This window comes from Lysinibacillus xylanilyticus (genome assembly GCF_001708185.1).
GTDB lineage: Bacteria > Bacillota > Bacilli > Bacillales_A > Planococcaceae > Lysinibacillus > Lysinibacillus xylanilyticus_A.
Genome location: NZ_MDDN01000014.1, coordinates 34,402 through 59,931 on the forward strand (window position 1 = coordinate 34,402; position 25,530 = coordinate 59,931).

The window sequence follows — 25,530 nt, forward strand, 5'->3', positions numbered from 1 at the left end:
CGATCATGGCGATTCTATTAGCAATTACATAATTATTAGAGATGGGGATTTGAAGGAATGGTTTTTAGTAGCCTTATATTTTTATATGTATTTTTGCCATTAGTGCTCATTGTGTACTTCATCTCTCCGAAGATGCTACGCAACACAATATTACTGTTGGCCAGTCTGTTCTTTTATGCATGGGGCGAACCGAAATATGTACTTTTAATGATGATTTCAATTTTGCTCAACTATATTTTGGGGATTGTTATTGAAAAGACAGTTTCGCAGTCCAAACGAAAAGCGCTACTTTGGCTTGTTATTGTAAGTAACCTAGCCATCTTAGGCTATTACAAATATGCCGGCTTTTTTGTGGACATTATTAACAACTACTTGGAGCAGCCAATTGAATGGGAGGCTGTACCCCTTCCAATCGGTATTTCGTTCTATACATTCCAAGCACTTAGCTATGTGATCGATGTTTATCGAAAAGATGTTAAGGCACAGCGTAATTTTTTGGATTTATCACTTTTCATTACATTGTTTCCACAGCTTGTGGCAGGACCGATCGTTCGTTACCAAACGGTAGCTGAGCAAATTAAAAAGCGTTTCTCTACAGCAGAGGATTGGATGATTGGTACACGTCGCTTTGTACAAGGGTTAGCTAAAAAAGTACTGATTGCGAATCCGATGGGCGAAGTCGCCGATCATGTTTTCAGCTTATCAGGCGGCGATTTAACGACAGGTACTGCTTGGATAGGTATCTTAGCTTACTCGTTACAAATCTATTTTGACTTCTCAGGTTATAGTGATATGGCCATTGGTTTAGCACGAATTTTCGGCTTCCATTTTGAAGAAAACTTTAACTATCCGTACATTGCACAGTCCGTCACAGACTTCTGGCGTCGCTGGCATATTTCGCTTAGCAGCTGGTTCAGAGACTATGTCTACTTCCCACTTGGAGGTAGTCGCGTTAGCCACGAATGGAAGCTCTATCGAAATTTATTAATTGTGTGGACTTTAACGGGCTTTTGGCATGGAGCAAGCTGGACATTTATGGCTTGGGGTTTTTATTACGGAATATTAATTTGCCTCGAAAAATGGGTGCTTTTAAAATGGTTGGAGCGTATTCCTCGTTTCTTACGCCATGTTTATATTCTTATTATCGTTATGATCGGTTGGGTATTCTTTAGAGCGAATGACTTTACATATGCTTTTGAGTTTATCAAAACGATGTTTGGGCTATCCGATGCGGCACTTTATAATTATGAAACGATTTTACTGGCGAAAGACTATGCCGTGTATTTTGTAGTAGCAATCATATTCGCTATGCCAATTTATAGACTTTATCAAACGTGGAGCGAACAAAAAGCAACCGCTTCCCTATCATTTGATTGGAGTCTACGTCTTGTACAAACAATTTACTATGGGGCATTGTTGCTCTTTATTACGATGTTTTTAGTAAACGCAACACATAATCCATTCATTTACTTTAGATTCTAGGTGGGACAATATGCGAAAAATACAAATGTATCTATTACCAATAACCTTTTTTTGCATCATTTTCGGTGGCTTCGTCGTGCATGTGCTAACGGTAGATCGTCCACAATCTGAAATGGAGAACCGTCCGTTAGAATCTGCAAACATTTCACCAAGCCCACAGGAGATCTTTTCTGGGGCATGGTCAAAACAAGTAGAAACATATATTTCCGATCAATTTCCTGCACGAGATACATGGATGCGTAACTATGTTTACTTCCAACGTGCAATGGGGAAAACCTACTTAAACGATAAGTACGCAGTTGATGATGACAGCGGCTGGATTATTTCAAAGCCCGCTGAAGCAAAATCTGATGAAGAGCTTGCTTCCTTCGCCTCCGATTTGCAAAATCTAAGCGAAGGGCTTGCTGAAAAAAATATCCCGTTTACGTTTTACTCACTACCAGCAAAGGCGACTTACTCACGAGAGCCAAGTCCAAGCTATATGCCTGACGATGCAGGAATAGCCAATAATGCACGCTTACATGAGCTTGTTACTGATGCTGGCGTAGACAATATCCGTCTCTATGATGAAATGAAGAACGACTTTTCTGCTGAACGGAACTTCTACAAAACCGATCATCACTGGACGATGCGTGGCGCATACACAGGCTACGAGGCACTCATGAAAACGATGAGCGAGCGACTCGGTGAAACAATTGAGCCGATTCCATACGAGGAAGCCAATACTTATTGCTTACCGAATAAGTTTGCTGGCTCATGGAATAAAATCCTGTACATGACCGTCGATAACCACGATGAAATTTGCTACAACGAGCCCGCTTCGTTCGCAACGCAATTTACAATCTATGACGGTACAATCGAGGATGGCGTCACGGCTCCGTACGAGTCAGTATACGGTCGTGCCAAGCAAATGAGCCCTGACACAGTCGTAAACTATGCTGATGCTTACAGCCGAGACTTTGCAGAGCTCACGATTGTTAACAATGACTATGACAGCGACAAACATGTCGTCGTCATCAAAGATTCGTATTTTAATGCCATTCAATTTCATGTAGCCAGTCATTTTAAAAAGCTAACAGTTTTAGACTTACGTTATTTGGATAAAGATGTTCTTTCTTATTTACAAAGCATGCACCCAGACTACGTCGTGCTTGCTTACAACGACCGCAATTTAAAATTGATGCCCGAGTAGCGAAAGCTTTTAGTACAAGTATTATCTTCTAGCGGCGGAATTGACTAGGTTACCCGCGGAATTTCAACTTTTAGCGGCGATACTCCGGCTTTTAGCGGCGCTACTCACTACTTTACCGGCGATACTTCGACTTTTTGCGGCGCAACTCACTACTTTACCGGCGATATTCCAACTTTTAGCGGCGCTACTCACTACTTTACCGGCGATACTCCGGCTTTTAGCGGCGCAACTTACTACTTTACCGGCGATACTTCGACTTTTTGCGGCGTAACTTACTTCTTTACCGGCGATATTTCCACTTTTGGTGGCGGAACTTGCATGTTACCGGCGATACAAAAAAAGCAGTGATTTCTATAATGAAAGAAATCACTGCTTTTTCTATGTGGCACGCTTTTTAATTTTCCCTACTACCCATTGACTATATGGAAGTAATGAAATCAACTTGGTCACCGCAATACAAACGACTAACGTCCACAACATCAACAGTGGTACTCGGACTAGCGTACGATCAAAGTGCTCTACAAACCAACCTGTCGATAAACGCAGAACTTCCCAATGTATGAGATAGATCATAAACGAATATTGGCTCAGCACTCGAACCGTTTTCGTGTAAGGTATCGACTGTCCCCAGGCAATTACTAGCAGGGCAATACTTAAAACAAGCGGCATTAAATCAAGGCGTCTCGAATGTGTATCTGTATAACCAAGCAGCATACGAATGTATAAAAAGGCAACAGATAACACGAAGAACACAATTGTCGCGTAACGATATTTTTTCGCAAGCGTGGCAATCTGCGTATAGTACACCCCCATCGCATAAGCAATGGCAAAATACCCAAGCCAACCCGTAAAGAATAAACGAAACATTAACTCATTCTCTTCAAAAATCGGATATGGTAATAAAATCACCGAATGATGGACAAGCGTAATCAGCATACATAACGGTAAAAACCAAGCCATAGACCACTTAAAACGTTTCATTAACGCAAAGACTACATACAGCTGCATAATGACCAAAACAAACCAGCCTACAAACTCACTGTAGAAGACATTGCGGACAAATTTTTCCCATAATAAGCCCTTGCGATAAATTGACTCGACAATTACTGCATCGATCATCGCCCATATTAAATAAGGCAGAAAAATATATTGAATTCTATTTGACCAAAAGTTACTCGGTATTTTATCCTGATAACGATTCGCCAAAATTAATATAGATAATAAAATAAACGTCGGTGTCGCATAACATAGCGCAATACGTAAAAACAGATAAAATGGCTGCTCCGGTATCGCACCAACTTCAATAATAATCCACGAAGAAGTGTGTAATAATAAAATAGATAAACACGCGACCACACGTAGTAAATCCCACTCTTTAATCACAAAACATTCCCCTAATACTTTACTTTTATCTCTAATTTAAGGATGTCATAGATTGTCGAAGAATGCAATGGCAATACTAGCAATCTAATTTTTTACGCTATAATGAGGAAATTTAATAGAAGAATGTGGGAGTTTTATAAGACAAGAAAACCAGCATAAGGCTGCATTGAAATAAGCACAGTAAACGTTAAACGCCCACTTCAGTTTCTAACCAGAAGTGGGCGTTTGTCGTTTTGAGTTTAATTTACCATATCTTTTCTACCCATTCTGGATGGTCTATAAATGGGTTGCGATTACCTTGGATTTCGTAAATTCTCTCGTTTCTTTGTTTTTCGTAGGCATCTACTGGATCTTGCTCGTGCCATTGTAAAAGAACAGAAAGTTTACCATGGTAAGGAGCTGTTCCATTGTTGACTTTGTCATTTAATTCAAGGTCTACCTTATCTCCAGTCTCGTAACGAGTGGCCATATATAATAGTATACGAGCTACATCACCTTTTACGCGATTAGGTGGTTCGAATGAATCTGAATCTTTCAGGCAACCATTACAGCCTGCTACTGGACTGCCGCCATTGTCAAAATCTAAATTTCCTCTTGAGCTATTAACTTGTACATCGGTTGCACGTAAGTGATGGATATCCGTTCCTGGTCCATTGCTTGTTCCAAAATTACCGTGGGATTTTGCCCATGTATGCTCTCGGTTCCAGTTTCCTACATTGCCACCACTGTTTGTTTTGGGACTAGATTTCCCAGAGTAAAATAACATGACGTTGTTTGGATTATTAGGATCTTCATCCGTATACTTTAATGCATTCCAAACTTCATCATAAGAAAGTACCTTTTGTTCAGAAATGATATCGTGAAGTACCTTTTTTAGTTCCTGCCCCTCTTTGTTATAGGCAGCTGTATAATAATCATTCGCAACAACTGTAACACTGAAACTTGCTGTAACACTTTTTTTACCATCAGATGCTGTAACGCCAACAATATGGCTACCCTCTTCTAAATTAAGCGTTAATGTCTTGCCCTTTACAGTTCCTTTTGTAGCTATAAATGAAAGCTCGTCACCATCAGGATCTGAGAAATGATCTGTTAAATCAATGTTAATTGCCTCACCAACAGCTACAGATTTGTTTGCTATAGGATTTTTAATGATAGGTGCTTTATTTTCAGAAGGTAAAGAAGGATCTCCAATGGGTTCCCCCTTCGAATTTGTAAATTTAATTTGCTCAGGAGCTGCCCCCTTCTTATAGATTATCGATTTAATATCGATATTTTCAGCGCCTCTTATTTCACTGACATTTGGACCTTCAATTGTGAGTGTTTTCACGCTATTGCCTTTAAGGTCGACAATCATCCCTGCTTTCGCTGGACTAAGGATAACATCAGTCGTCTTAAAGCCTTCTCCATGTAGCTCCGCATAGGCACCTTTAAGGAATACACCTTTTGGAATTACAGATTGAGCATCTAAATGCACTGCCACACTTGGTTTATTTATTGTTAATTTGTTTGTTTTGTAGTTCTTAAAGTCATATACGATGTCAGGCTTAATCGGTTCAACACTTGAATCTTTCTTCATATCAATTTGAACCATGACAGGATCATGGTCACTTGCACGACCAGCCATGTCCGTAAAATCAGCATTAATATGAAGGACATCGACAACTGTTTTGTCTGCTAGATTATTCGAAACTAAAATATGATCTAATACTTGTGAATTTCCTTGAAAGACGTATGTGTAACGATCAGAATCTTCCACTTTATTAATCATATTCGTCATTAATTGACCTTCATGTATTTTTAAAGCATCTGCAAATTGAAAATCATTAAAATCGCCTAATGAAACAATATTTGCATCTGGATTGTTTGATTTAATATCTTCAATAAAATCATAAACAATGTGTGCGATTTTTTGACGTTGCACTTCACTGCCATATACAGGCGGTTGCTTAGCACCAAATAATGGCGTATCTCCATTTTTAGAATTCCAATGGTTGGCGATCACTACTACGTCTTCGCCTTGGAATTCAAATTGTGCCGCTAAAGGTTTACGACTACTATTAAACGCTTCGTTTGTTGGATCAATACGACCAGGGTTCAGTGTTAATTTCCCATCTTTATAATCTACAGCTGTTGTAGCATCTCCTGCTGGGATACCTTCCTTCAACTTCACTCGCTCTGGATTATAAAGGAAGCCAACACGAATATTCGCATCTGGTGCTCCACCGTCTTGATTGTTGATAGGATCAATATTAACATACTGATATTCAACACCACTTGTAGCTTTGATCGCGTCAATTAGTCTTTGATAACTTTCATTTGCGTTTGAATCACCAGGAGAAGCACCGTTATTATCTTGCACCTCAGTTACACCAACAATATCTGGGCTCCCCATATCAATGCCAATTGCTCGTGCTAGCTTTTTCGCTTTATCATCAGTCGTAGAACTTTTGTTATTCGAGAAGTTTTCTAAATTATAAGATGCAACTGTTAGCTTATCATCGGCTTTTACAATTTTTGTTTTCTCAGGTGATGCTGTACCTCGTTGATGGGCAGCTTTCATTTCGTCTAAAGGAACATAGATTTTAAAGTTTTGATAGGAATAGCCTACGACTCCCGTAATAGGTCCTTTAAATTGATCACCTGTAGCCACTTCAAAATCGCGTGCAGCGGCATTCGGTTCCAATCTGAATTGAATTCTGTTTGGATTAGCATTTCCTTTTTCGTACAATACGCCACCGTGAATTGTATTTGTTGGTTCACTGTCAAGTACTGTCACCAGATCTCCATGCTCTTGTGGCGCTACTGCTTTTACGTCCTCTACTTCTACCCGCATCCCTTCAATGCTTTCCCAGAAATCTATAGCATCAATCGTTGGATTAAATGTTTGAAGCTGATCACTGTCAATGCTGCTTAAGGACATTTTTAATTTATCAAGTTCAATTGGCTTTGGTAGCGCGACACTATTTTTCACGACTTCTACTTTCCCGCCTTGATCGTTACGTACATTGATTTGCGTAGTTTTTAAATCTGTTTGTTGTCGATCACTATAACCATCATAGGCAAATTCATTTACTTGCCCTTTAACAGATACTAAGTCCCCTACCTGAACTGGCCAAGCGTTTTTACCACTGTATAGTAAAATCCCTTCAGACGTATTCGGATTATTATCAGCTAAATCATCAGGTGTTTGAATGTTATAATACCAATTGTTATTTAACATGAATGAATAGGTTACGACACCTTCAATGCCCTCAACCGTTTTACCATTGAATGAAGAAGTATGATTGGCACCTTGAATATCATGAATTTGTAATTTATCTGAAATAATATAATCAAACGTAGTTACTTCACTAAACGCACCATTTTTATCTTTAACAATTGCCTTTACTGTAGTATTTTTACTGACTTCTAGTGGCATCTCATATTTATGACTTTTATCAGTTGGCTCAGTGCCATCTAATGTGTAATAAATTTCTGCATCTGCAGTCGGTGTTGTCAACGTAACGGTTGTTTTCCCTGTAAACGTTCCACTTCCAGGAGATGCAATAGCAGGTTTTAATGCTGAGCTATCCACAACAATGTCTGCTTTTGAGCGGGGAATAACTTGATAATCTTGATCGAACTGTTGGACAATACCCGTGATAGATTCATAGGAAGTACCAGCAGTTAATCCAAGTGAATTCGTTTCATCCCGTACAAGGAAATTCGTCCCATCATTCGCAGTAAAGTTCGCCCATCCATTCCCTTGTTGAACATCTGTAAGCGTAACATTTTTCACTGTTACTAGCTGTGATTCATTATCTTCAGTTACTTGAGCACCTGTTACTACCTTTGGCGATGGTGCACCAGAATTCCCACCTTTTTCAACGATTGTAGCACCATCTAATTGTAGTAATCCGCGATAGTCAGCTATTTTACCTGTTAAAGTAACCTCATCCCCGATAGTCAAAGGGAGACTAGTAGGTCGTACAGCAATACCACCTGTATCATCTTGGACGGAGAATGTATTTTTCAAGCCCGCTGCCACTTTCCCTTTAATGGTTACCGTTTCGCCCACACCTTTAGTTCTAGCATCCCCAATTGGGAGGATTACCGGTGCTTCCGGGTCAACAGGATCAACAGGTTCACCTGAGTTGTCCATTACGTGTTGCCCTAAATTAGAAAAATCATCAACTGAAGAAGAATTCCATTCTAAAGCAGAATTAAATGGATCATTAATATTTGTATCACCCGACAAGACTGAATTCTTTCTTACTAAAGTTACATCTTTAGCAAAATCTGCTGAAGGACCAACTTGTCCAATGGAATCGATGATTTCACCCGATTTCCTTAATACAATGGGATCGTTCCCATTGAAATTAATAACAGTTGAGTTTTCTAGATTTCCTTGTGCTTTAATGTTTGGATCTGCATCTTTATGATATAAAACATACGTAGCTCCATTTTCTATAGTACCTGTCAAACTCACTTTGTTTTTCGCGGTAGCTTCACCGTTCGTATGAATCTCTAAAGTATAACTACTTAAATCAACCGCGGCACCTGTACCATTATATATTTCAATCGCTTTATTAAAGGAACTACCTTCAATATACTCTGAAATGATTAAATCATTTGCTAATGTTTCGGCTTTTACCGTAAGCGGTGCTACAGGTACGGCAACACTTGCAACTAAGGTTGTTGCTAAAAAGGCATTTATCGGCTTCTTCCACTTCTTCTTCGACATCCAGTCAAATCCCCTTTCAATCTTAGGAAAGTTAGTTTTTAAAATACAAAGCCTTCACTCTAATAAGAAAAGACTTTATAGAATTGTTTCTCTTTTAACTGTGATTCCTCAATATAAACTTTTTTCAGCATTTATTTTTGAAAGATCTACATTCTCTTCTACTATCGGCACTAACCTCCTTAACTGCTGTCACCTTTCTTTAGGCCTACACCATACAGGCGACTTTCATCGCATACGGCTTGCCATCAATAGTTGAAATAATTTAAACCTATTTCCCCACTATATGTATATGTTAGCATATTATTGTTAATGACTTATTTTAATAGTATCTATATTGTGTAAATTGATTTTAATTTCAGTATTCGGGATACTATGGACACCCTTGTCTTTCGCTAACAGTTCCTACTGCCAAGCCTGTAGTGGACTTTCACCCCGAGTTGTTGCATATGCCGGGCGCACTAAAAGAAAAAGCATCCTCAAAAGAGGACACTTTTATAAATATTTGATATTTAAATTTTTATAACTTACTGAACAATATGGAACGATTAACTCTTTACCTCTACGATTTCTGGTTTACTATCTGAATAATTTCCTTCCAAATCATAAACTCTTAAAACTACCTCATAATTTTCAATTTCACTAAACTTGACTTTACATTCCATACTTTGTTTATCACATTTATTTTTATCACCATCTACTAGTAATTCAATTTTTTCAATGCCATCTATTGAGGTAGCCTTAAATTTAATTTTTGCGATTTCATTCTTTTTGATAGTGTCAGGAATGATAATTTTAGAAGCTATATTTATGACAGGAATTCTTGTTATTTTCATTTCTCCAGTTTTATTAACATCTTCTCTCGTCCAATGATTAGATATAATCCAGTAGGGGAAATTTTCCGGTATTATACTATTTCTGCCATGAGCTAAACCTATATAGACAGGGTCAGTACTTCCTTTAGGTGTAGTTGTTAGAACTTCCCAAGATGTACCTTCATTTTCAGTGTATACTACTGCTGATTGAAAATCATGCTGCTGATTCCATTCATCATGAACAATACCAATCACCCGAGATTCATTATTTACAATATGCGAATGCATATCATAAGTAGCTGTATCTAATGAATCTTTTAACTTGAACGTTTCTTCAAAGTGCATACCATCAACCGATTTTGCAAAATAATTGTTAGATGCGTATGGAAAGTCAGTAGCTGCAAAGATAGCATTTTCAGTAAAAGTAAGACCAGTATAGCCTTCAGTTGCTTCTGTTTTTATCCAATTTTCTCCACTATCTTTAGATTTCCATGTGTATCTATTCCAATCACCATAAGTTACAAATAATTCATTAGTGTACGGATTAACCAAAGTTGAATGGATGTGTTTGTCAGCTCCGATTGTAGCTGCCTCTTTATTCCATACAAAACTGTTAACTTTATTACTATCATCTAAAAACGAACCTATCTTTTCCCAACTGTTTTTAGCGCCATCCTTTTCACTTTTATAAACGTAAGCAACACTAATAAACATTTCTTCTTTAAGGTCTGTTTCTGGATTGTAATTTGGATTTGTGATATTTGCGTACTCCCCATGATAAATTACTCCATCATTATCTTCTGTTATATTCCACACATTCAAAGTTGATTTTGGATGAGAAAGTACATTAACTACTTCAAATTCTTTCCCTTGTGGCTCATTAGACCTGTAAACTTTCCCGTCTTCCAAACCAACAAAAATATACCCTTTTTTTGAAATATACACTGCTCCGTAAATAGGCAGCCTTGCTAACCCACCACCGATTTTTTCGAAATCGTACCATTCATCCCATGTTTCACCGAAATCTTCGGAACGTTTAAGTTTACTTCCATCCAATCCCCACAGATTCCAATCATCGTCAATAAACGGATGGTAAATATCCGTTTCAATCTCATCAATTTTAGAAACAATAGGGTTATTTATAGTTTTGCTTGATGCAGTGTCGTTAAATAAGTAAAATAATCCTCCTAATAAAAAACTAAAAATAAATATTGAAAAAGTAATTTTTTTCATAAAAATCCTCCATTAATACATTTTATAATATAAATGGTATTTTCGAGAACTATTATATACTATTATTCTTTTTTTCCAAAGTTTGTTGCATGTTAAATATCCCCAACATTTACAACACCACTTTTTTTAAAAAAATATAATAGATTCATTTAATAATTAATTGTAGCTTTAATCTCTCGGCATCTGTAATAACTTTACGATCAACAAGCACAAATAAATCATCAACACTGAAATTACTTAGTAAAACTTGATTTTTAACATAATTAAATAGTTTGCTCATTATATTAACCCTCCTAATAATAAATCGTTAATAACTTTTTCTATCTCTACAATGCGTTCTTTCTCGCTTGGCACTGTTACCGGTGGAGGCTCTAACTTCAAGCGCTCATCGAATTGCATTTGTGTTAAGATCTCGATTTGTTCAAATGTAAACCCTGCGTTGATAGCATTTTTCAACATTACATTATCAACGTTTAATGATCCATCAATAACTTTTGTTGTATCCTTAACCACACAATAACGCATCATATATCGCCTCCGTGACCGTGTATAGAAATAAGTAATACCGCATTACCTGAGTATGGAGTGCCTACTACGTCCCACACTAAATCAAAACCAGTATCATCTATGTTATTTAACATTGCTCTTGTAGTATTAGTTGTGTCAGTATTAATAAAATAAATCACTGTATTCGAACCTAGGCTACCGCCATTAACATCTGTAAAGTGCACACGCTGAGTACCATCCTCTGCCCAAAAACCATGTGACGTGATTTTTGTGTTTGGTATAAAAGCCTTAATCTCTACGCTTTTAGCTTTAAAATTCGTTGTTATACGCTGGGTACCGCCAAGCGTTAAATCACGTGTAACAGGTATCAGCTGAGCTATTTTATCAGCCAAATGTTCAGCAACTTCCATTTGTATACTATCGACTTTTTGATTGGTTTCTGTTAAATCTGGAGTATCACCATAAGGATGAGTAGAAACGAGTACAGTAATAAACGCCCTCTTCCGATTTTAAGAGGGCGTTTATTGTTTCGATTTATTAAACTACTAATCTATACAAATACAGCTTGCAGTTGCTTCAGTTTTTCTTTTGCTTCTTCTTCTGTTTCTCCAACAACACCAAAATAGAACTTACATTTTGGTTCTGTACCAGATGGTCGAATGGCTACCCAAGAATTATCTTCAAGTATATATTTCAAAACGTTTTCTTTAGGCAATACAATAGACTCAGTTGTACCGTCAGCTAATGTTGTAAGTCCTGTTAAGTAATCCTCAAATCGTTTTACAGCTAAGTCTGCTATTGACTCAGGCACGTTTCGTCGAAGATTATCTAATATTGCTTTCATTTCATCTTGACCATTCTTTCCTTCAAATACCTGAGAAACTAAAGCCTCTTTGTAATAACCATATTGATGATACAAATTTTGCAATCCATCTAATAATGTTTGTCCATTCTTTGCATAGAAAGCTGCCATCTCCGCTACCTTTAATGCAACTTGTACCGCATCCTTATCGCGAGCGAAAGTTTCAATTAAGTAGCCATAGCTTTCTTCATAGCCGAATAAATACGAAAAAGCACCCGTTTTTTCATACTCCGCAATTTTTTCAGCGATGTATTTGAAGCCCGTTAACGTATTGACCGTGGTTACACCAAATTGCTTGGCTATCATCGCACCTAACTCTGAAGTTACAATAGTTTTCAACATTACCCCATTATCCGGTAAAGTATCATTAGATTGTTTTGTTGATAACAAATAATGTAGCAATAATGCACCAAGCTGATTTCCCGTCAATAGTTCGTAGCCCTCACCATTCTTCACGGCCACACCTAAACGGTCCGCATCGGGATCTGTTGCTAATAAAAGATCTGCGCCTACTTTTCGCCCCAGTTCCATCGCTAACGCAAAGGCAGCAGGCTCCTCTGGATTTGGGTAAGAAACCGTGGGAAAAGCTCCATCCTGTACAGCTTGTTCGTTCACAATATGTATGTGCTGAAAACCAAAAGCTTGTAGCCCTTCACTAACTGGCACTAAACCAGCACCATGTAATGGCGTATAAACAAGCTTCATATTTAGAGCAATATCATCATTGTCCTTTAATGTTAAAAGATGCTCTAAATAGGCGGCATCCATATCACTTCCAAGCCATGACAAGATTCTTTGCTGTTCCAGTTGCTCAAGTTCACATACCTTTATAGAAAATATATCCTCGATATTTTCCATATGTTCCACGATGTCATTGGCAGATTGAGGTGTTAGTTGTGCACCGTCCTCACCATACACCTTAAAGCCATTATACTGTTTAGGGTTATGACTTGCCGTTATGACAACACCTGCATAAGCATGTAATTGACGTACCGTAAATGATAACTGCGGTGTTGGCCGTGCTTCCTTATAAACATATGAACGAATACCATGTGCTCCTAGTACACTTGCAGTTTCACAGGCAAATTCATACGAGAAATGACGTGTATCATAAGCAATAACAACCCCACGCTCTTTAGCGGCCTCGCCATTCGATTCGATATAACGAGCAAGTCCCTCTGCGACACGACGAATGGTATAAACGTTCATACGGTTTGTTCCAGCACCTAAAACACCACGCATTCCACCAGTACCAAAGGATACGTATTGATAAAAGCGATCCTCTATTAAACTACTATCCTCAGCAAAAGATACAAGCTCCTCTGCTAAATAACTAGGAAGGCTCATCTCGTTCCACCAATTATATAAATCACGAACATTAACCATTACTTTAACACCTTCTCTTCTTTCAACAACTCTAGCATTTTGCGTTTATACGCTTCAACTCCAGGCTGATCAAACGGATTAACCTCTAATAAGCACGCACTCATCGCACAAGCTTTCATGAAGAAATAAATCAAATAACCTAAGTGATACACATCAAGCTTCGGTAATTCAAGCTGAATAACTGGCACCTTTCCTTCTGCATGCGCAAGTGCTGTACCCTGTTTGGAAATAGCATTAATCTCATTAAAGGTGCGAGTCGATAAATAATTTAACCCATCTTCATTTCGAGCATCAAAAGGTACAGCTAAATCTCCCTCGATTTCATGAAAGTGTAACAATGTCTCAAACATTACACGACTTCCCTCTTGAATAAATTGCCCAATCGCATGTAAATCTGTTGAGAAATTCACCGTTGAAGGATAAAGTCCCTTATGCTCCTTCCCTTCACTTTCACCAAATAACTGCTTCCACCATTCATGGAATTTATTCAAACCTGGCTCAAAGGAAGCAAGCAACTCAATCGTAAAACCTTTCTCATAAAGCATATGGCGCATGACCGCATATTTGTATGCATCGTTATGTGCTAAATCTGATTCCGCTAGTTCCGTAGCTGCATGTCGCGCACCATCCATTAAAGCACGAATATTGACTCCCGCTACTGCTATCGGCAATAAGCCTACAGGCGTCAACACGGAATAACGTCCACCAATATCATTCGGAATCACGAATTGACGATAGCCAGCTTTATCAGCAATACCCTTCAATATCCCTTTTTCAGCATCTGTAGTCACAATAATGCGCTCAATGGCCTTATCACCATAACGTTCTTCCATATATAAACGCATTACGCGAAACGCCAACGCAGGCTCCATCGTACCACCTGACTTTGAAATCACATTGACATACACTTGCTTTGTATCTAAATACTCGAGTAGTTCCTTAATATAGGCACCGCTCATATTTAGACCAACATAAACAACCTCGATGCCACATTTAGCTAGACCAAAATAAGGCATTAGCGCTTCTTGAATTGCTCGTGCCCCTAAAAATGATCCACCAACCCCGACAACGACAAGTACATCCGCACATGCACGTACCTCACTCGCTACTCGTTCAATAGAAGTAAGTAGTGCTTCTTGATCTTGTAACGGAGAATCCACCCATCCTGTTAATGGATATTGTGGTAAAGCGTCATGAATCCTCTTTACACGATCTTTATATCGAATTATATCACTATCGTCTAGGGAACAATTCAGCAACGTTGTTTTAACAATTTCTGTTAGCACAATTGAATCCTCACTTCTCAAGGTAAAATTTGATATGTATATTATGACATATAGTAATTAGAATGAACAATTTCAATATCCTTAGATATTTATTCTTTTATCATTATTTGAATGACTTCGCTCTTTAATCGACATTAAAATAAAAAGTATGCCCCAATTTGAGACATACCTTCTAATTGAAATTTCTGTTATAACGCCAGGCACTTTGAATATTACGCACATGAGTAACTCCATCTATAAATCGCTTTGCACAAAAAAGTTTGTGTATCTACAATCTAACGTTGCAAGTACCATAATTATTTGATATAACAACTTCTTGAGTTTTTCTACTAATTCTCTGACAAACGATATCAATAAAGCCAATAACAACTAAAATCAATCCGTTTTGCCACTCAATTGTTTAGCTTTTTGTAAAATTAACGCTTTAACACTTTCGCTTAAATCGTCACGTTCTAAAGCAAAATCAATTGTCGTTTCGATGAAACCTAATTGTTCACCTACATCATAACGACGACCTTCAAATACATATGCAAAAACCTGTTGAATACCATTTAAAGATTCAATAGCATCGGTTAACTGAATTTCGCCACCTTTACCTTTCTTCTTCTCATCCAAGAAATAGAAAATTTCAGGTGTTAATACATAACGTCCAATAATAGCGTAATTTGAAGGTGCGTCCTCTAGGCTAGGCTTTTCAATAAATTGTGTAACTTGTATTAAACGACTGTCAGTATTAACGGGATCAATAATACCATAACGATGGACATCCCTATCTGGTACTTCTTGAACACCAATCACACTTGAAGACGTTTTTTCATATTGATCCATTAATTGTTTTAAGCAAGGTTCATTACTTTTAACAACATCATCGCCAAGTAGCACTGCAAACGGCTCATCACCAATAAATTTACGAGCACACCAAATTGCATGGCCTAGTCCAAGCGGCTCTTTTTGACGGATGTAATGAATTTCCACCTCAGCAGATTCCTGAACCTTTTCAAGCATATCAAATTTACCTGCTTCTATTAGGTTCGTCTCAAGTTCAAATGAATTATCGAAATGATCCTCAATTGCACGTTTACCTTTACCTGTAACTATTATGATATCTTCAATTCCGGAGGCAATGGCTTCTTCTACTATATATTGGATTGTCGGCTTATCTACAATTGGTAGCATCTCTTTGGGCATTGCCTTTGTCGCTGGAAGGAAACGAGTGCCAAGCCCTGCTGCTGGTATAATAGCTTTTCGGATTTTTTTCATAATTTAAGTTTGACCTCTTATCTCTATTTCATCTTAACTCCTTCAGTTTTTAATACACTGAAAAATGTCATCCAAATTATTTTTATATCTAGCACGATACTCTTATTATCAACATAGTATTTATCGTAATCAACTTTTTCCTTATCAGAAATAAAATCACGTCCCATCACCTGTGCATAACCCGTTAACCCTGGCCTAACAGAGTTAACATTCACACTGTTACGCATTTCAATTAACTCGTATTGATTATATAAGGCCGGTCGTGGTCCAACTATTGACATATCCCCTTTAATAATATTAAAAAGTTGTGGAAGCTCGTCTATGCTAGTTTTTCTAATAAATTTTCCAAAAGGTGTAATATAACTAGTTGGATCACCTAGGTCTTCTGTTGAAACATTTGGGGTCTCTGTATACATTGACCGAAACTTATAAATTTCAAAATGGATGCCATTTTTACCAACACGCTGTTGTTTAAATAATATCGGGCCTTTTGAAGTTACTTTAATTATAATGCTGACAATCACCATAGGAACGGCAAATATAATAATCGCTATAAAACTTAAAATAATATCCAATATTCGTTTCATTATTCCCTCTCAGTTATGGCAATCGCTTGCCCAAAATTAAACTTTTGATAGGAATTATCTTTATATGATGATAACTCTCTCTCATAATATAAATCTCCAAACACCTTCTTATAGATCATCTTATTCCCTATCAGCAACTTTAGAACTCTTCCTACTAGTTTATTAAAATAAACAGACTTACCATGCACTTTCGAAATCTCCCGTACCATTGAACTTGTATTAATATATTGTGGATCTTGTGGGTGAAAAATGCCAGACTCTTTATGTTGAATTAATTGGAATATAAACTCATTTAAATTATTTATAAAAAGCATACTCCGTTTATTCTCTACTTTTGGAAAAACAAAAGTTTTCCGACTTAACTTACTTAAAAGTGAATAATTACCTGGACACTTAGGACCATATACCATTGGTGGTCGTACAATGGCAACTTGAAAATGCTCTTCTTGTAATTCTAAAATTTTCTTTTCTGCAGCTAGCTTACTTTTTCCATAGAACGTTACTGGATTCAGCTTGGTTTGATAATTTATTTCCCCTTGTACATCACCATACACAGCCATTGTACTAAAGAAAATAAATTGCTTGACTCCTGCTGACTTTGCTTTCATTGCCAATTGATAGGTTAGTTCGGTGTTTACTTGATAGTAAAGCCCCTCACTATCAGTTGTTTCTTTTTTATGAACGAGTGCAGCTAAGTGAATTAGAACATCTACCTCATTTAAGTACAGATTACTTATAGCATTATTTCGAATAGACTTTAGAAAAAAAGAACTCTCTGCAAATTTCGAAGTCAAATAGGCTTTTAAACTTTTCGCTATATAACCTGATTCTCCTGTGATTAAAACGTTCATACTCTCACCTTCTATAAATAGTGCTTCTTAACAGCATTCCACGCATAATGAACGAAATACCAAGAAGTTTTCAATCTATTAATATTTTCTGACTTTCTATATACAATCCACATCTTTTTTGCTACTTTGAGCTTATTACTTGAAGCAGAGTTTCCTACAATCCGATAGCTTGCCAACACTTCTTGAAGGCAATACGCTTTATTATTATTTCTTAAAATTTTTAACCATAAAGCAGTATCCTCAGGTTGCAAATTAGGCATAATCGGCTTACCAAGTTGCTCAATATTGAGCATAACAGTTAAACAACCAATCGTTGTGTTTTTTAACAAACTGTTATAATCGATGACACTAGGACACGTTACAGTTTTATTAAGAGAATTACCCTTCTCATCAATCATATTATAATTAGTGAAAGAAAATGTATAATTGTTGCTTTCCATAAACTTCACTTGTACTTCAAGCTTATGTTGATCCCATAAATCATCACTATCCAGAAAGGCTAAGTATTTCCCATTTGCAACTTGAATTCCGTAATTCCTAGCAGTAGCAGCCCCACTATTTTTCTCTAACTGATATATTTTGATACGCTCATCTTTTTTACTAAATGCGGTAATCATTTCTAAACTATTATCCTTTGAGCAATCGTCCACAATTATCAACTCAAAATGAGGATAGGTTTGATTTAAAACCGAATTAACCGTATCCTCAATAAAGCGTGAACTATTAAAAGAAGGCGTAATAATAGAAACTAAAGGATGATTCATATTGTGTCACCTTTTTTCGTATTAGATTTATAAATTTCTATTAATTTTCTTTTAGAGGTATCCCAGCTAAACGCTGGATAAATAGATTTTGCATTACTTCCTTTTACTATTAACTCTTCTTTACTAATAGATTTAATCATTTTGCTTAAGTTGTGCTCATCAAATTTCGTAATATATCCTATATCATATTTTTCAACAAATAAATTAATTGAAGTATTTTCAGCTACAATACAAGGTTTTCCTAAATACAATGCTTCATATAATTTATTTGGGGAAGCGATTTGGTTATGCTGATAGCTTGGGTCATACACCATATAAATAACATCCATTTGGCTAGCTACAGATAAAATTTGTTCTAATTGTAGATAACCTAAGTAATGAATATTATCATAAGTATCTGCATTCTCTACTATTTCCCCCTGTAATTCACCTTTACCAGCAAACCATAAAGAAACATTTTTTTGCTTTAATAATAATTCAATACCTCTATCTTTACTAAGTGCACCATAATAAAAAATATTTAACGTGTCACCATTTATTTTCACTTCATAGTCCACTGTTTGTTGAGGTGGATCAATACTATTGTTAATAATTACGGTTTTATTTTGAAACTCTTTTGGAATATTGACAAGTCGGTTTTCATCAGGGATTATTACAACTTTTGCATGATTCATTATTCGTTCACTTAAACTTTTAATCATTGAACGAATAAACTTAGGAATAGGACTATGAAAAGTCTCAACAAAATCAGCAATATCATAAATAAATTCAAATTTTAATTTTGGATTTAGTAGCTTAGCTATATAAACAGGTAATGCCAAATCAAAATCAATTGCATGCACAACCTTATATTGATGGCCATTTTTAAAAAGGAATAGTATTACTTTTATGATAAATAGAATTTTATTAAAAATTGTAATGATTCCTTTTCCATATGGTGTATTTCCACAATAAATGGAGTGGACAGTAATTCCTTCTAAACCAAAGCTCTTAGTTGCATTTTGAATAATCTCGGCATTTACTCCACGGTTCCAATTTAATATATCTACTTCATAGTCCGCTTCTTTTAAAGCACGGGCAGCACGTGGCAAACGATTCGCGATAAACGCACTATTTTGTGCGAGTAGGATTTTATTTTGTGTCATTGTTATATCTCCAACATTTGATTAAAACACATGTGATTTATACATGCTTAATCACAAATTATTTCTTTAATGCAAAAATTTAACCATTAAAAATGTAACAGGCACTCCTAATGCAGCCGATATTGCGTAAATACGCCGCTATAATAAACTACCGACAATTCTTGCTCCATTCTCCAATTATTTCTCCTCCTTTGACTCTTTCAACACATAACGAATCTCTTGTGCTTTTTCTTTCCACGTATTGATCATCGCTTCTTCCTTAAGCAATTTTAAGTACTTCTTATCATCTTCTAATTGTAATGCTCGATCAATTTGCCCAATAAATTGTTCACGGTTTTTAGCGATTAAAACTGATTTATATTTTCTACATTCTTTCATATTTGTCGTAACAATTGGTTTCCCCATTGCCATATATTCAAATAATTTTACAGGTGATGTAGATTCTGTTACTTCATTGATTTTGAATGGTATTGTTGATACATCAAACCACTTAGAATAATCAGGTAAAATAGAGTAATCTATAGGACCTATAACTGTAATATTAGGTACTTTATCTAAATTACATTTAACTATACTTTTGTCATAATCCCAACCAATTAATAAAATTTCGTAATCTGGGCGCTCAACTGCTAATTTTAATACTAGCTCATAATCAAACCACGATGCGAAAGCACCGAAATATCCAATAATTGGTCTTTTTTTCTCTACTACATTTCTTATTTCTTTAGGAATCGCATTATTTTGATTTTTATTAAAATGATTAAAATCCACACCATTTGTTACTAATTTATAATTTTTACTTCTATGAGATTCAACATCTGCTAATAATTTATCTGCTGAAGCAATTGCTACACAATTAATGTCATCTTTTAATAATTTTTGGTGATTTTTAAAAACATATTCAGGTATTTCTCCAGTAATGTCTTTATGTAGTTCATCTATATATTCATATAAAATCACATCATTATTTTTTATTGCTTTCTCATATACTTCACCAATATCTCTCATATCAGTTGAATATAAATGAATAATTTTTTTATTAGGTAAACCCAATAAAATATCCTGTTGGTTTGTCAAATAACAAGAATTTGCTATTTTTCTAAAACCATTCAAGTTATCTTTAACAGGATTATTTGTACAATAGAAATAAAGATAATTTGAATTAGCTAAGTTTAATGCAATATGGTGTGGTCTTTGATACAGAGGTAAGTTCCACGGAACTGGAGAAAAATACACTATAATTTCTTTATCTGCATGTTCATTCAAAATAATTTCTAATTGTTTTTGATTTTCTTTTTTACTTAATTGTCTTTTTATTTTATAAACCGCTGTTCCAATGACCTTATTTATTAATCCTTTAAAACCATGGTATTTTATATACCTAGCAATTTTATGAGTTAATTGCATAAGCTAGTTACCTCCAAATATTCCATGATGATACTTATATAAATTAAATATCCTCCTAATTTCTATAGAACTATTAGAAATCAGAAGGAGTACTTTTGCTGGTTTGTTCTTAAGTAACATGAAAGCAATTATCCATTACGCCTCAGCGTAATTGCGTCCAGATTCTTTCGAGCCCGCTCGAAAAAACTCCTCTTTAAATCTGTGACATCCGCCAAAAGCTTTATCTTTTCTTTATTCAGCGGGAGTTTACACACCCGCTGAACCAACAAGATAAAATCAAATGATTTCATCCATTTGGTATTTATAATTTTTCATACTATCGGATATTTTATTAGAAGCTATTAAATAGTCCCCAGCATCAAAAATATCTTCACTAAAATGTAAAAATTGCAGTCGACCAAAACTATTTTTCTCTCTGTTATTAATGATTTTCTTCATAAATACCATAATATTATGACCTTCAAGTAAGTATGTTTTAATTCGGTCAAGAACACGTTCTAAATCTTTTTCATCATCAATATAAAAATGGATAATTTTATTCGACTTTAATTCAATCTCTGGGCTTTCTGCCTCGATAAAATCCTTAACAATAGTAGACCATTTCTCACTCCATTGGGTTTTTGAGAATGTTTTAGAAACCTGAATAGCATTTTCTTTAACAAATTGTAGCTTTTCTGGATTACTTAATAACTCTTCTATTGCCTTTTTCAGCGCACTACTATTAGGTTCGATTAAAATACCATTAAAATCATTGATTACCAAGTCTGTTAATCCGCCAATTCTCGTTAATATTACGGCATTTCCAGAAGACATTGCCTCTAGGCATGATAAACTAGTTCCTTCACTATGCAAAGTAGGTACTAATGATATGTCAGCAATTTCGTATGCCTTATGCATTTCTGAAGGATCTAGAGAATACCACTTAATCCTATCCTTCCATTTTCCAATCTTTTGTTCAACATGTTTTGTATCTTCTTCAAACCCTTTTCCAACAAAATGGAAGTCTACATAAGGGAATTTTGTAAGAATCTCATCAATAATATCTAATACCATATATAATCCACGAGCTCCGTATAATCTTCTTGGATAAGAGATTACAACTCTGTCACTCTCTTTTTGGCTAGGCTTAAATATATTAGTATCAACATAGTTAGGTACATACTCCATAGTATTTCCTAATTCAAAATCAATAGTTTGGAACCAATTAGCTGTATTAGTATCTACAGACACCATCTTATCAACCAAGGATGCCGATTCAATGATTTTTCTATTTTGTTCCCAAAAAGTCAAAGCTGATAGCCCGCTATTTTGTGGTGAGTCCCATGCGATACCATGACTAATACCTATACTTGGGCTTGCTACATTTGGCCATGATTCAAAGAAAGCAGAATATACGTTTAATAACGATACAGCATTTTCTTCATCATAAAATACCTTATTATAATTTCTTACATTTTCAACTGATAACTCTGTTATTTTTTCTGTTCCACGCGCCAAGGATCTAACTTCTATATTTTTGAATTTTCGTGTCCATGGGAAAGTTCCATATTGATAAATAATTAATCTTCTATTTAATGAGTTCACAACTTCATTTAAATCTATTAAATATCTTTCAGCTCCACCTGAATAGAAGTTTTCTCCATCCAAACCTAAGAAAGTGCCTGTCATAACTGATACATGATCATCAATAAAATAATTAGCATATGCTTTTAAATTGCTTATATTCTTTAGCATTTTTTGCTCTACAATTTCAATACGATTTTTCCACTGATGTTGGATTGCAAACTCTTCTGAAGTCTGCTTTAACTGTTCTTTGTCAAGCAATAAAGCATCTTTAATGCTGCTTTCAAATTCCTCTAAGCTATTTGCAATATATACACCATAATCATTAGAGAATTTTTTCATTTCATGTATTCCCGTAGTAACTACTGGTAAACCTAAAGCTCTATATTCAAAGTATTTTACTGGAGATACACAATCCGTTAAGTCATTAATTTTAAAAGGAACAATACCAACATCAAAAGCAGACGCATAGTTCACTAATTTAATGTAATCAACTTTGCCTACTAATCGAATATTTTCAAGCTTTTTAAACTTAATACCAGCCCCAATATGTCCAATTATTACAAATAACCATTCTTTATTTCTTTCTGCTAATTGATTAATTAAATCTACTTCAAACCACTCTTCTATTGCACCAAAATAACCTACTACTTTTCTATTCTTTATACCTTGTAAAAGCGTGCCTTGCTTCTCGGTATCTTTTTCTTGAATAAAGTCTGCTAAGTTACTAGCATTAGGTAAAACTATTGCATCTGTTCTTTTGCTAACATATTTATGTAATTTGTCAGCTGAATAAGTTACAATATCTGCGTGTTCAAGGGTTTGATAATGTGCCTCTATTGTTTTTTCATCTGTATCAGCAAAGAATTCCAACTGATCTAATAAATCATACCAAAGCAATTTTTGTGGTAAAAGATCAATGAATGCTTTTTGGCCTTGCCAAGTACATAAAACAATACAATACTTATTTCTAACAACAGACAATAATGCAGCATCATTATTTACAATAAATAAATTATTCTCATATTCCTTTATAGAAAATTCACCATTGAATGGTGCACAGAAGAAACATAGATATCCTTTTTTAGCAAATTCTCTTAAAAATTGCTGAGGTCGTTGCATCGGTTCCCAATGTACTGCCGTTGGATAAATAACTATTCCTTTAAATTTTCTATTTTTTAATATTCCTTTAATTTGTTTCGCGTACTCATCATTCGACTGATTTAAATAGTCTCTATAGTAAGCATACTGCTGCTCATACATAGAACCAAACCCGGAAACTACTTCTGCAGCGGGGGTTGTGGGCGATGTTATTAGATGTTTATTCTTTTGTTCAATCATCGTTATTAATTGATCTAATGGATGCTCGATTTTGTTTGTTGAAACATAATTTTCTCTAGATAGTTTCTTGTAAAACCATTTTATAAATTCTTTTTTCTCTTTAGTACTACCTTTTACTAAATGAAAATTTGTACGCTTTAGTAAATTTACTAATTTAAAATATTTTGATCCGTGTAACTCATATATTTTCTGTGATAAATTATTAAATAGTTGTTCATTTAACTGTATCTGTTCATTTAGTTGAAATATTTGATGATCTTTTAAACTTAAATTTTCATAAATCCCTTTAATTTCTTCTTCACTAGGATAATTTAATAATTTCTTTACTTCCTCTATAGAACTACTTTCTATCTTATCTAATAATTTATTATGTGTATCCATTAATAAATTTAATTTATTTTCTAATTCTTGCTTGTTTGAAGAAGAGTCATGTAGACTTTGTCTAGTCATTGCTAATTCAATAGACTGCGTTTGCTTTTCTTCTCTAACTCTACTTAACTCAGCAAGTAAAGACATTACTACTTTATCTTCTTTATTTACATTAAATAAATCTAAGAAGTATACAATATTTTGTGGTAATAAAATATTTTGGTCTAACAAATTGGTGCATATGTTTATGAAGTAATTAGACCATTTATTTTCTGATACTTCATTATTAATATTTTCATTACCTAAATAAGCATATTCTCTTTTTAATAATTGTGTACTTCTGTTTTCTAATGCCCACTGCTGTAAAAAATACTTGCCTGCACTTTTATCTAAAGCAACAATCTCTTGAAGAATGTTTTCATATGTAGCTGTATTAATGTTTCTTCCAGAGAAATTTGAATTAGCAAGATGCTCTACATTCCCTTGTGAAACAAAGCCTTTGATGCCATCATATCCTAGTAATAGAATAGGTCTATTTTGTGCCATTGATTCTAATACAACTCGCCCCATACCACAAACAAAGTAAGATTTTTCAATATAATCATTTACTTTCTCGCTATACCCAGCCATGCTTATATTAGTATCATTTTTGATAAACTCTTGTATATCTTCGTAAGATTCTCCATCCCCAACAATAATTAAAGATTTATTTTTGCCATTCTCAGTATTTATATATTCTCTATAAAACTTTATAAATTCATAAATCCCTTGAACTTTATCTTTATCCAATCTAGAAATCAAAGATATATTATTACTTTCATTATGGTGAGCATTTAATGTGTCACTTATTTCAATTACATTAGGTAAGATAGTTATCTTTAAGTTTTTATTAGCATGTTTCATTAATTGCTTAGTTTCTTCTGAAACAGAATAAATCTTGTTTGCAGATGGCAGTACTATATCAAACATGAAATTTCTATATATTTCTCCGTACCCCAAACTAAAATTTAATGGTCCATGTGCTGTATACGAATAAGGTATATTTAAATCATTTGCAATAGCAGCAGTTACAATAGCTGTTACATAAGGATGTATTTGAATATAGTTAATCTCATTTTTAATTATAAATTCTTTCAAGATATTATAATGATTTAATAAATCATTACCAATCGTACTAGAGAAGTTTTCTATTAGGAGACTTTTAGTTATATATTCATCAATTAAATTTGTACTTGAACTACTTGAAGTTGCTAAAAATATTTCACTACCTATTTCCTTTAAAACTTTACAATGTGATAATATATGAGTTTCAAGCCCCCCCAATGAAAAATTCTCTGTCACAATTAATATATTTTTCTTGGTCATTTTGCTTAC

General features: G+C 35.0%; 17 protein-coding genes. 2 read left to right on the plus strand and 15 right to left on the minus strand.

The window, feature by feature from the left end; translation table 11 throughout:
• The first annotated feature begins 57 nt into the window (after positions 1-57).
• Both BFJ97_RS18815 and BFJ97_RS18820 read left to right on the plus strand, forming a co-directional pair.
• Positions 58-1,482 carry an MBOAT family O-acyltransferase gene (locus BFJ97_RS18815; RefSeq protein WP_068986182.1) on the plus strand — a complete coding sequence of 475 codons (1,425 nt, stop codon included), beginning with the start codon at positions 58-60 and terminating at the stop codon, positions 1,480-1,482.
• A 10-nt stretch (positions 1,483-1,492) separates the two neighbouring features.
• Entirely contained in the window at positions 1,493-2,674 is a 1,182-nt protein-coding gene (locus BFJ97_RS18820; RefSeq protein ID WP_068986183.1) for a DHHW family protein, read from the plus strand.
• A 378-nt stretch (positions 2,675-3,052) separates the two neighbouring features.
• Here BFJ97_RS18820 and BFJ97_RS18825 read toward each other — a convergent pair whose 3' ends face one another.
• The 15 genes from BFJ97_RS18825 to BFJ97_RS18890 all read right to left on the minus strand — a co-directional run bounded on the left by BFJ97_RS18825 (position 3,053) and on the right by BFJ97_RS18890 (position 25,521).
• On the minus strand, positions 3,053-4,057 hold the full coding sequence (locus tag BFJ97_RS18825) for an acyltransferase family protein (RefSeq protein ID WP_068986184.1): 1,005 nt from the start codon (positions 4,055-4,057) through the stop codon (positions 3,053-3,055).
• Between the two features lie 244 nt (positions 4,058-4,301).
• Positions 4,302-8,783, minus strand: a complete 4,482-nt coding sequence (locus BFJ97_RS18830; protein WP_068986185.1) for an endonuclease — start codon at positions 8,781-8,783, stop codon at positions 4,302-4,304.
• Positions 8,784-9,328: 545 nt separating this feature from the next.
• Positions 9,329-10,828 (minus strand): hypothetical protein, encoded by a 1,500-nt coding sequence (locus BFJ97_RS18835; protein ID WP_068986186.1) that lies wholly within the window; start codon positions 10,826-10,828, stop codon positions 9,329-9,331.
• A 145-nt stretch (positions 10,829-10,973) separates the two neighbouring features.
• Positions 10,974-11,108 carry a hypothetical protein gene (locus BFJ97_RS25530; protein ID WP_302621810.1) on the minus strand — a complete coding sequence of 45 codons (135 nt, stop codon included), beginning with the start codon at positions 11,106-11,108 and terminating at the stop codon, positions 10,974-10,976.
• Positions 11,108-11,356, minus strand: coding sequence for a hypothetical protein (locus BFJ97_RS18840; protein ID WP_068986187.1), 249 nt, complete (start codon positions 11,354-11,356; stop codon positions 11,108-11,110). The genes BFJ97_RS25530 and BFJ97_RS18840 overlap by 1 nt, the downstream gene beginning before the upstream one ends.
• Positions 11,353-11,727, minus strand: a complete 375-nt coding sequence (locus BFJ97_RS18845) for a hypothetical protein (RefSeq protein ID WP_068986188.1) — start codon at positions 11,725-11,727, stop codon at positions 11,353-11,355. The genes BFJ97_RS18840 and BFJ97_RS18845 overlap by 4 nt, the downstream gene beginning before the upstream one ends.
• Positions 11,728-11,885: 158 nt before the next feature.
• Positions 11,886-13,583 (minus strand): phospho-sugar mutase, encoded by a 1,698-nt coding sequence (locus tag BFJ97_RS18850; RefSeq protein WP_068986189.1) that lies wholly within the window; start codon positions 13,581-13,583, stop codon positions 11,886-11,888.
• The gene (locus BFJ97_RS18855) at positions 13,583-14,869 is read right to left on the minus strand and encodes a glucose-6-phosphate isomerase (RefSeq protein WP_083227100.1); all 1,287 of its coding nucleotides are present in this window, start codon (positions 14,867-14,869) and stop codon (positions 13,583-13,585) included. The genes BFJ97_RS18850 and BFJ97_RS18855 overlap by 1 nt, the downstream gene beginning before the upstream one ends.
• Before the next feature lie 375 nt (positions 14,870-15,244).
• Positions 15,245-16,129 carry a UTP--glucose-1-phosphate uridylyltransferase GalU gene (gene galU, locus BFJ97_RS18860; RefSeq protein ID WP_068986190.1) on the minus strand — a complete coding sequence of 295 codons (885 nt, stop codon included), beginning with the start codon at positions 16,127-16,129 and terminating at the stop codon, positions 15,245-15,247.
• 23 nt (positions 16,130-16,152) lie between these two features.
• On the minus strand, positions 16,153-16,716 hold the full coding sequence (locus tag BFJ97_RS18865) for a sugar transferase (RefSeq protein WP_068986191.1): 564 nt from the start codon (positions 16,714-16,716) through the stop codon (positions 16,153-16,155).
• Complete coding sequence (locus tag BFJ97_RS18870) at positions 16,716-17,567, minus strand: NAD-dependent epimerase/dehydratase family protein (protein WP_068986192.1); 852 nt, start codon at positions 17,565-17,567, stop codon at positions 16,716-16,718. The genes BFJ97_RS18865 and BFJ97_RS18870 overlap by 1 nt, the downstream gene beginning before the upstream one ends.
• An 11-nt stretch (positions 17,568-17,578) precedes the next feature.
• On the minus strand, positions 17,579-18,331 hold the full coding sequence (locus BFJ97_RS18875) for a glycosyltransferase family 2 protein (protein WP_068986193.1): 753 nt from the start codon (positions 18,329-18,331) through the stop codon (positions 17,579-17,581).
• Positions 18,328-19,476: a glycosyltransferase gene (locus BFJ97_RS18880; RefSeq protein ID WP_068986194.1), complete on the minus strand. Its 1,149-nt coding sequence runs from the start codon at positions 19,474-19,476 to the stop codon at positions 18,328-18,330. The genes BFJ97_RS18875 and BFJ97_RS18880 overlap by 4 nt, the downstream gene beginning before the upstream one ends.
• A 177-nt stretch (positions 19,477-19,653) precedes the next feature.
• Positions 19,654-20,883, minus strand: a complete 1,230-nt coding sequence (locus tag BFJ97_RS18885; RefSeq protein ID WP_068986195.1) for a glycosyltransferase — start codon at positions 20,881-20,883, stop codon at positions 19,654-19,656.
• A 276-nt stretch (positions 20,884-21,159) separates the two neighbouring features.
• Entirely contained in the window at positions 21,160-25,521 is a 4,362-nt protein-coding gene (locus BFJ97_RS18890; protein ID WP_068986196.1) for a glycosyltransferase, read from the minus strand.
• Positions 25,522-25,530: the final 9 nt, after the last annotated feature.

What these genes read in the sequence shown, in the direction of transcription:
- BFJ97_RS18815 (WP_068986182.1), top strand. Translation starts at nt 58, where the DNA reads ATGGTTTTTAGTAGCCTTATATTTTTATATGTATTTTTGCCATTAGTG.
- BFJ97_RS18870 (WP_068986192.1), bottom strand. Translation starts at nt 17,567, where the DNA reads ATGAACGTTTTAATCACAGGAGAATCAGGTTATATAGCGAAAAGTTTA.
- BFJ97_RS18875 (WP_068986193.1), bottom strand. Translation starts at nt 18,331, where the DNA reads ATGAATCATCCTTTAGTTTCTATTATTACGCCTTCTTTTAATAGTTCA.
- BFJ97_RS18890 (WP_068986196.1), bottom strand. Translation starts at nt 25,521, where the DNA reads ATGACCAAGAAAAATATATTAATTGTGACAGAGAATTTTTCATTGGGG.
- BFJ97_RS18835 (WP_068986186.1), bottom strand. Translation starts at nt 10,828, where the DNA reads ATGAAAAAAATTACTTTTTCAATATTTATTTTTAGTTTTTTATTAGGA.
- BFJ97_RS18850 (WP_068986189.1), bottom strand. Translation starts at nt 13,583, where the DNA reads ATGGTTAATGTTCGTGATTTATATAATTGGTGGAACGAGATGAGCCTT.
- BFJ97_RS25530 (WP_302621810.1), bottom strand. Translation starts at nt 11,108, where the DNA reads ATGAGCAAACTATTTAATTATGTTAAAAATCAAGTTTTACTAAGTAAT.
- BFJ97_RS18820 (WP_068986183.1), top strand. Translation starts at nt 1,493, where the DNA reads ATGCGAAAAATACAAATGTATCTATTACCAATAACCTTTTTTTGCATC.
- BFJ97_RS18840 (WP_068986187.1), bottom strand. Translation starts at nt 11,356, where the DNA reads ATGATGCGTTATTGTGTGGTTAAGGATACAACAAAAGTTATTGATGGA.
- BFJ97_RS18830 (WP_068986185.1), bottom strand. Translation starts at nt 8,783, where the DNA reads ATGTCGAAGAAGAAGTGGAAGAAGCCGATAAATGCCTTTTTAGCAACA.
- BFJ97_RS18865 (WP_068986191.1), bottom strand. Translation starts at nt 16,716, where the DNA reads ATGAAACGAATATTGGATATTATTTTAAGTTTTATAGCGATTATTATA.
- BFJ97_RS18880 (WP_068986194.1), bottom strand. Translation starts at nt 19,476, where the DNA reads ATGACACAAAATAAAATCCTACTCGCACAAAATAGTGCGTTTATCGCG.
- BFJ97_RS18885 (WP_068986195.1), bottom strand. Translation starts at nt 20,883, where the DNA reads ATGCAATTAACTCATAAAATTGCTAGGTATATAAAATACCATGGTTTT.
- galU (WP_068986190.1), bottom strand. Translation starts at nt 16,129, where the DNA reads ATGAAAAAAATCCGAAAAGCTATTATACCAGCAGCAGGGCTTGGCACT.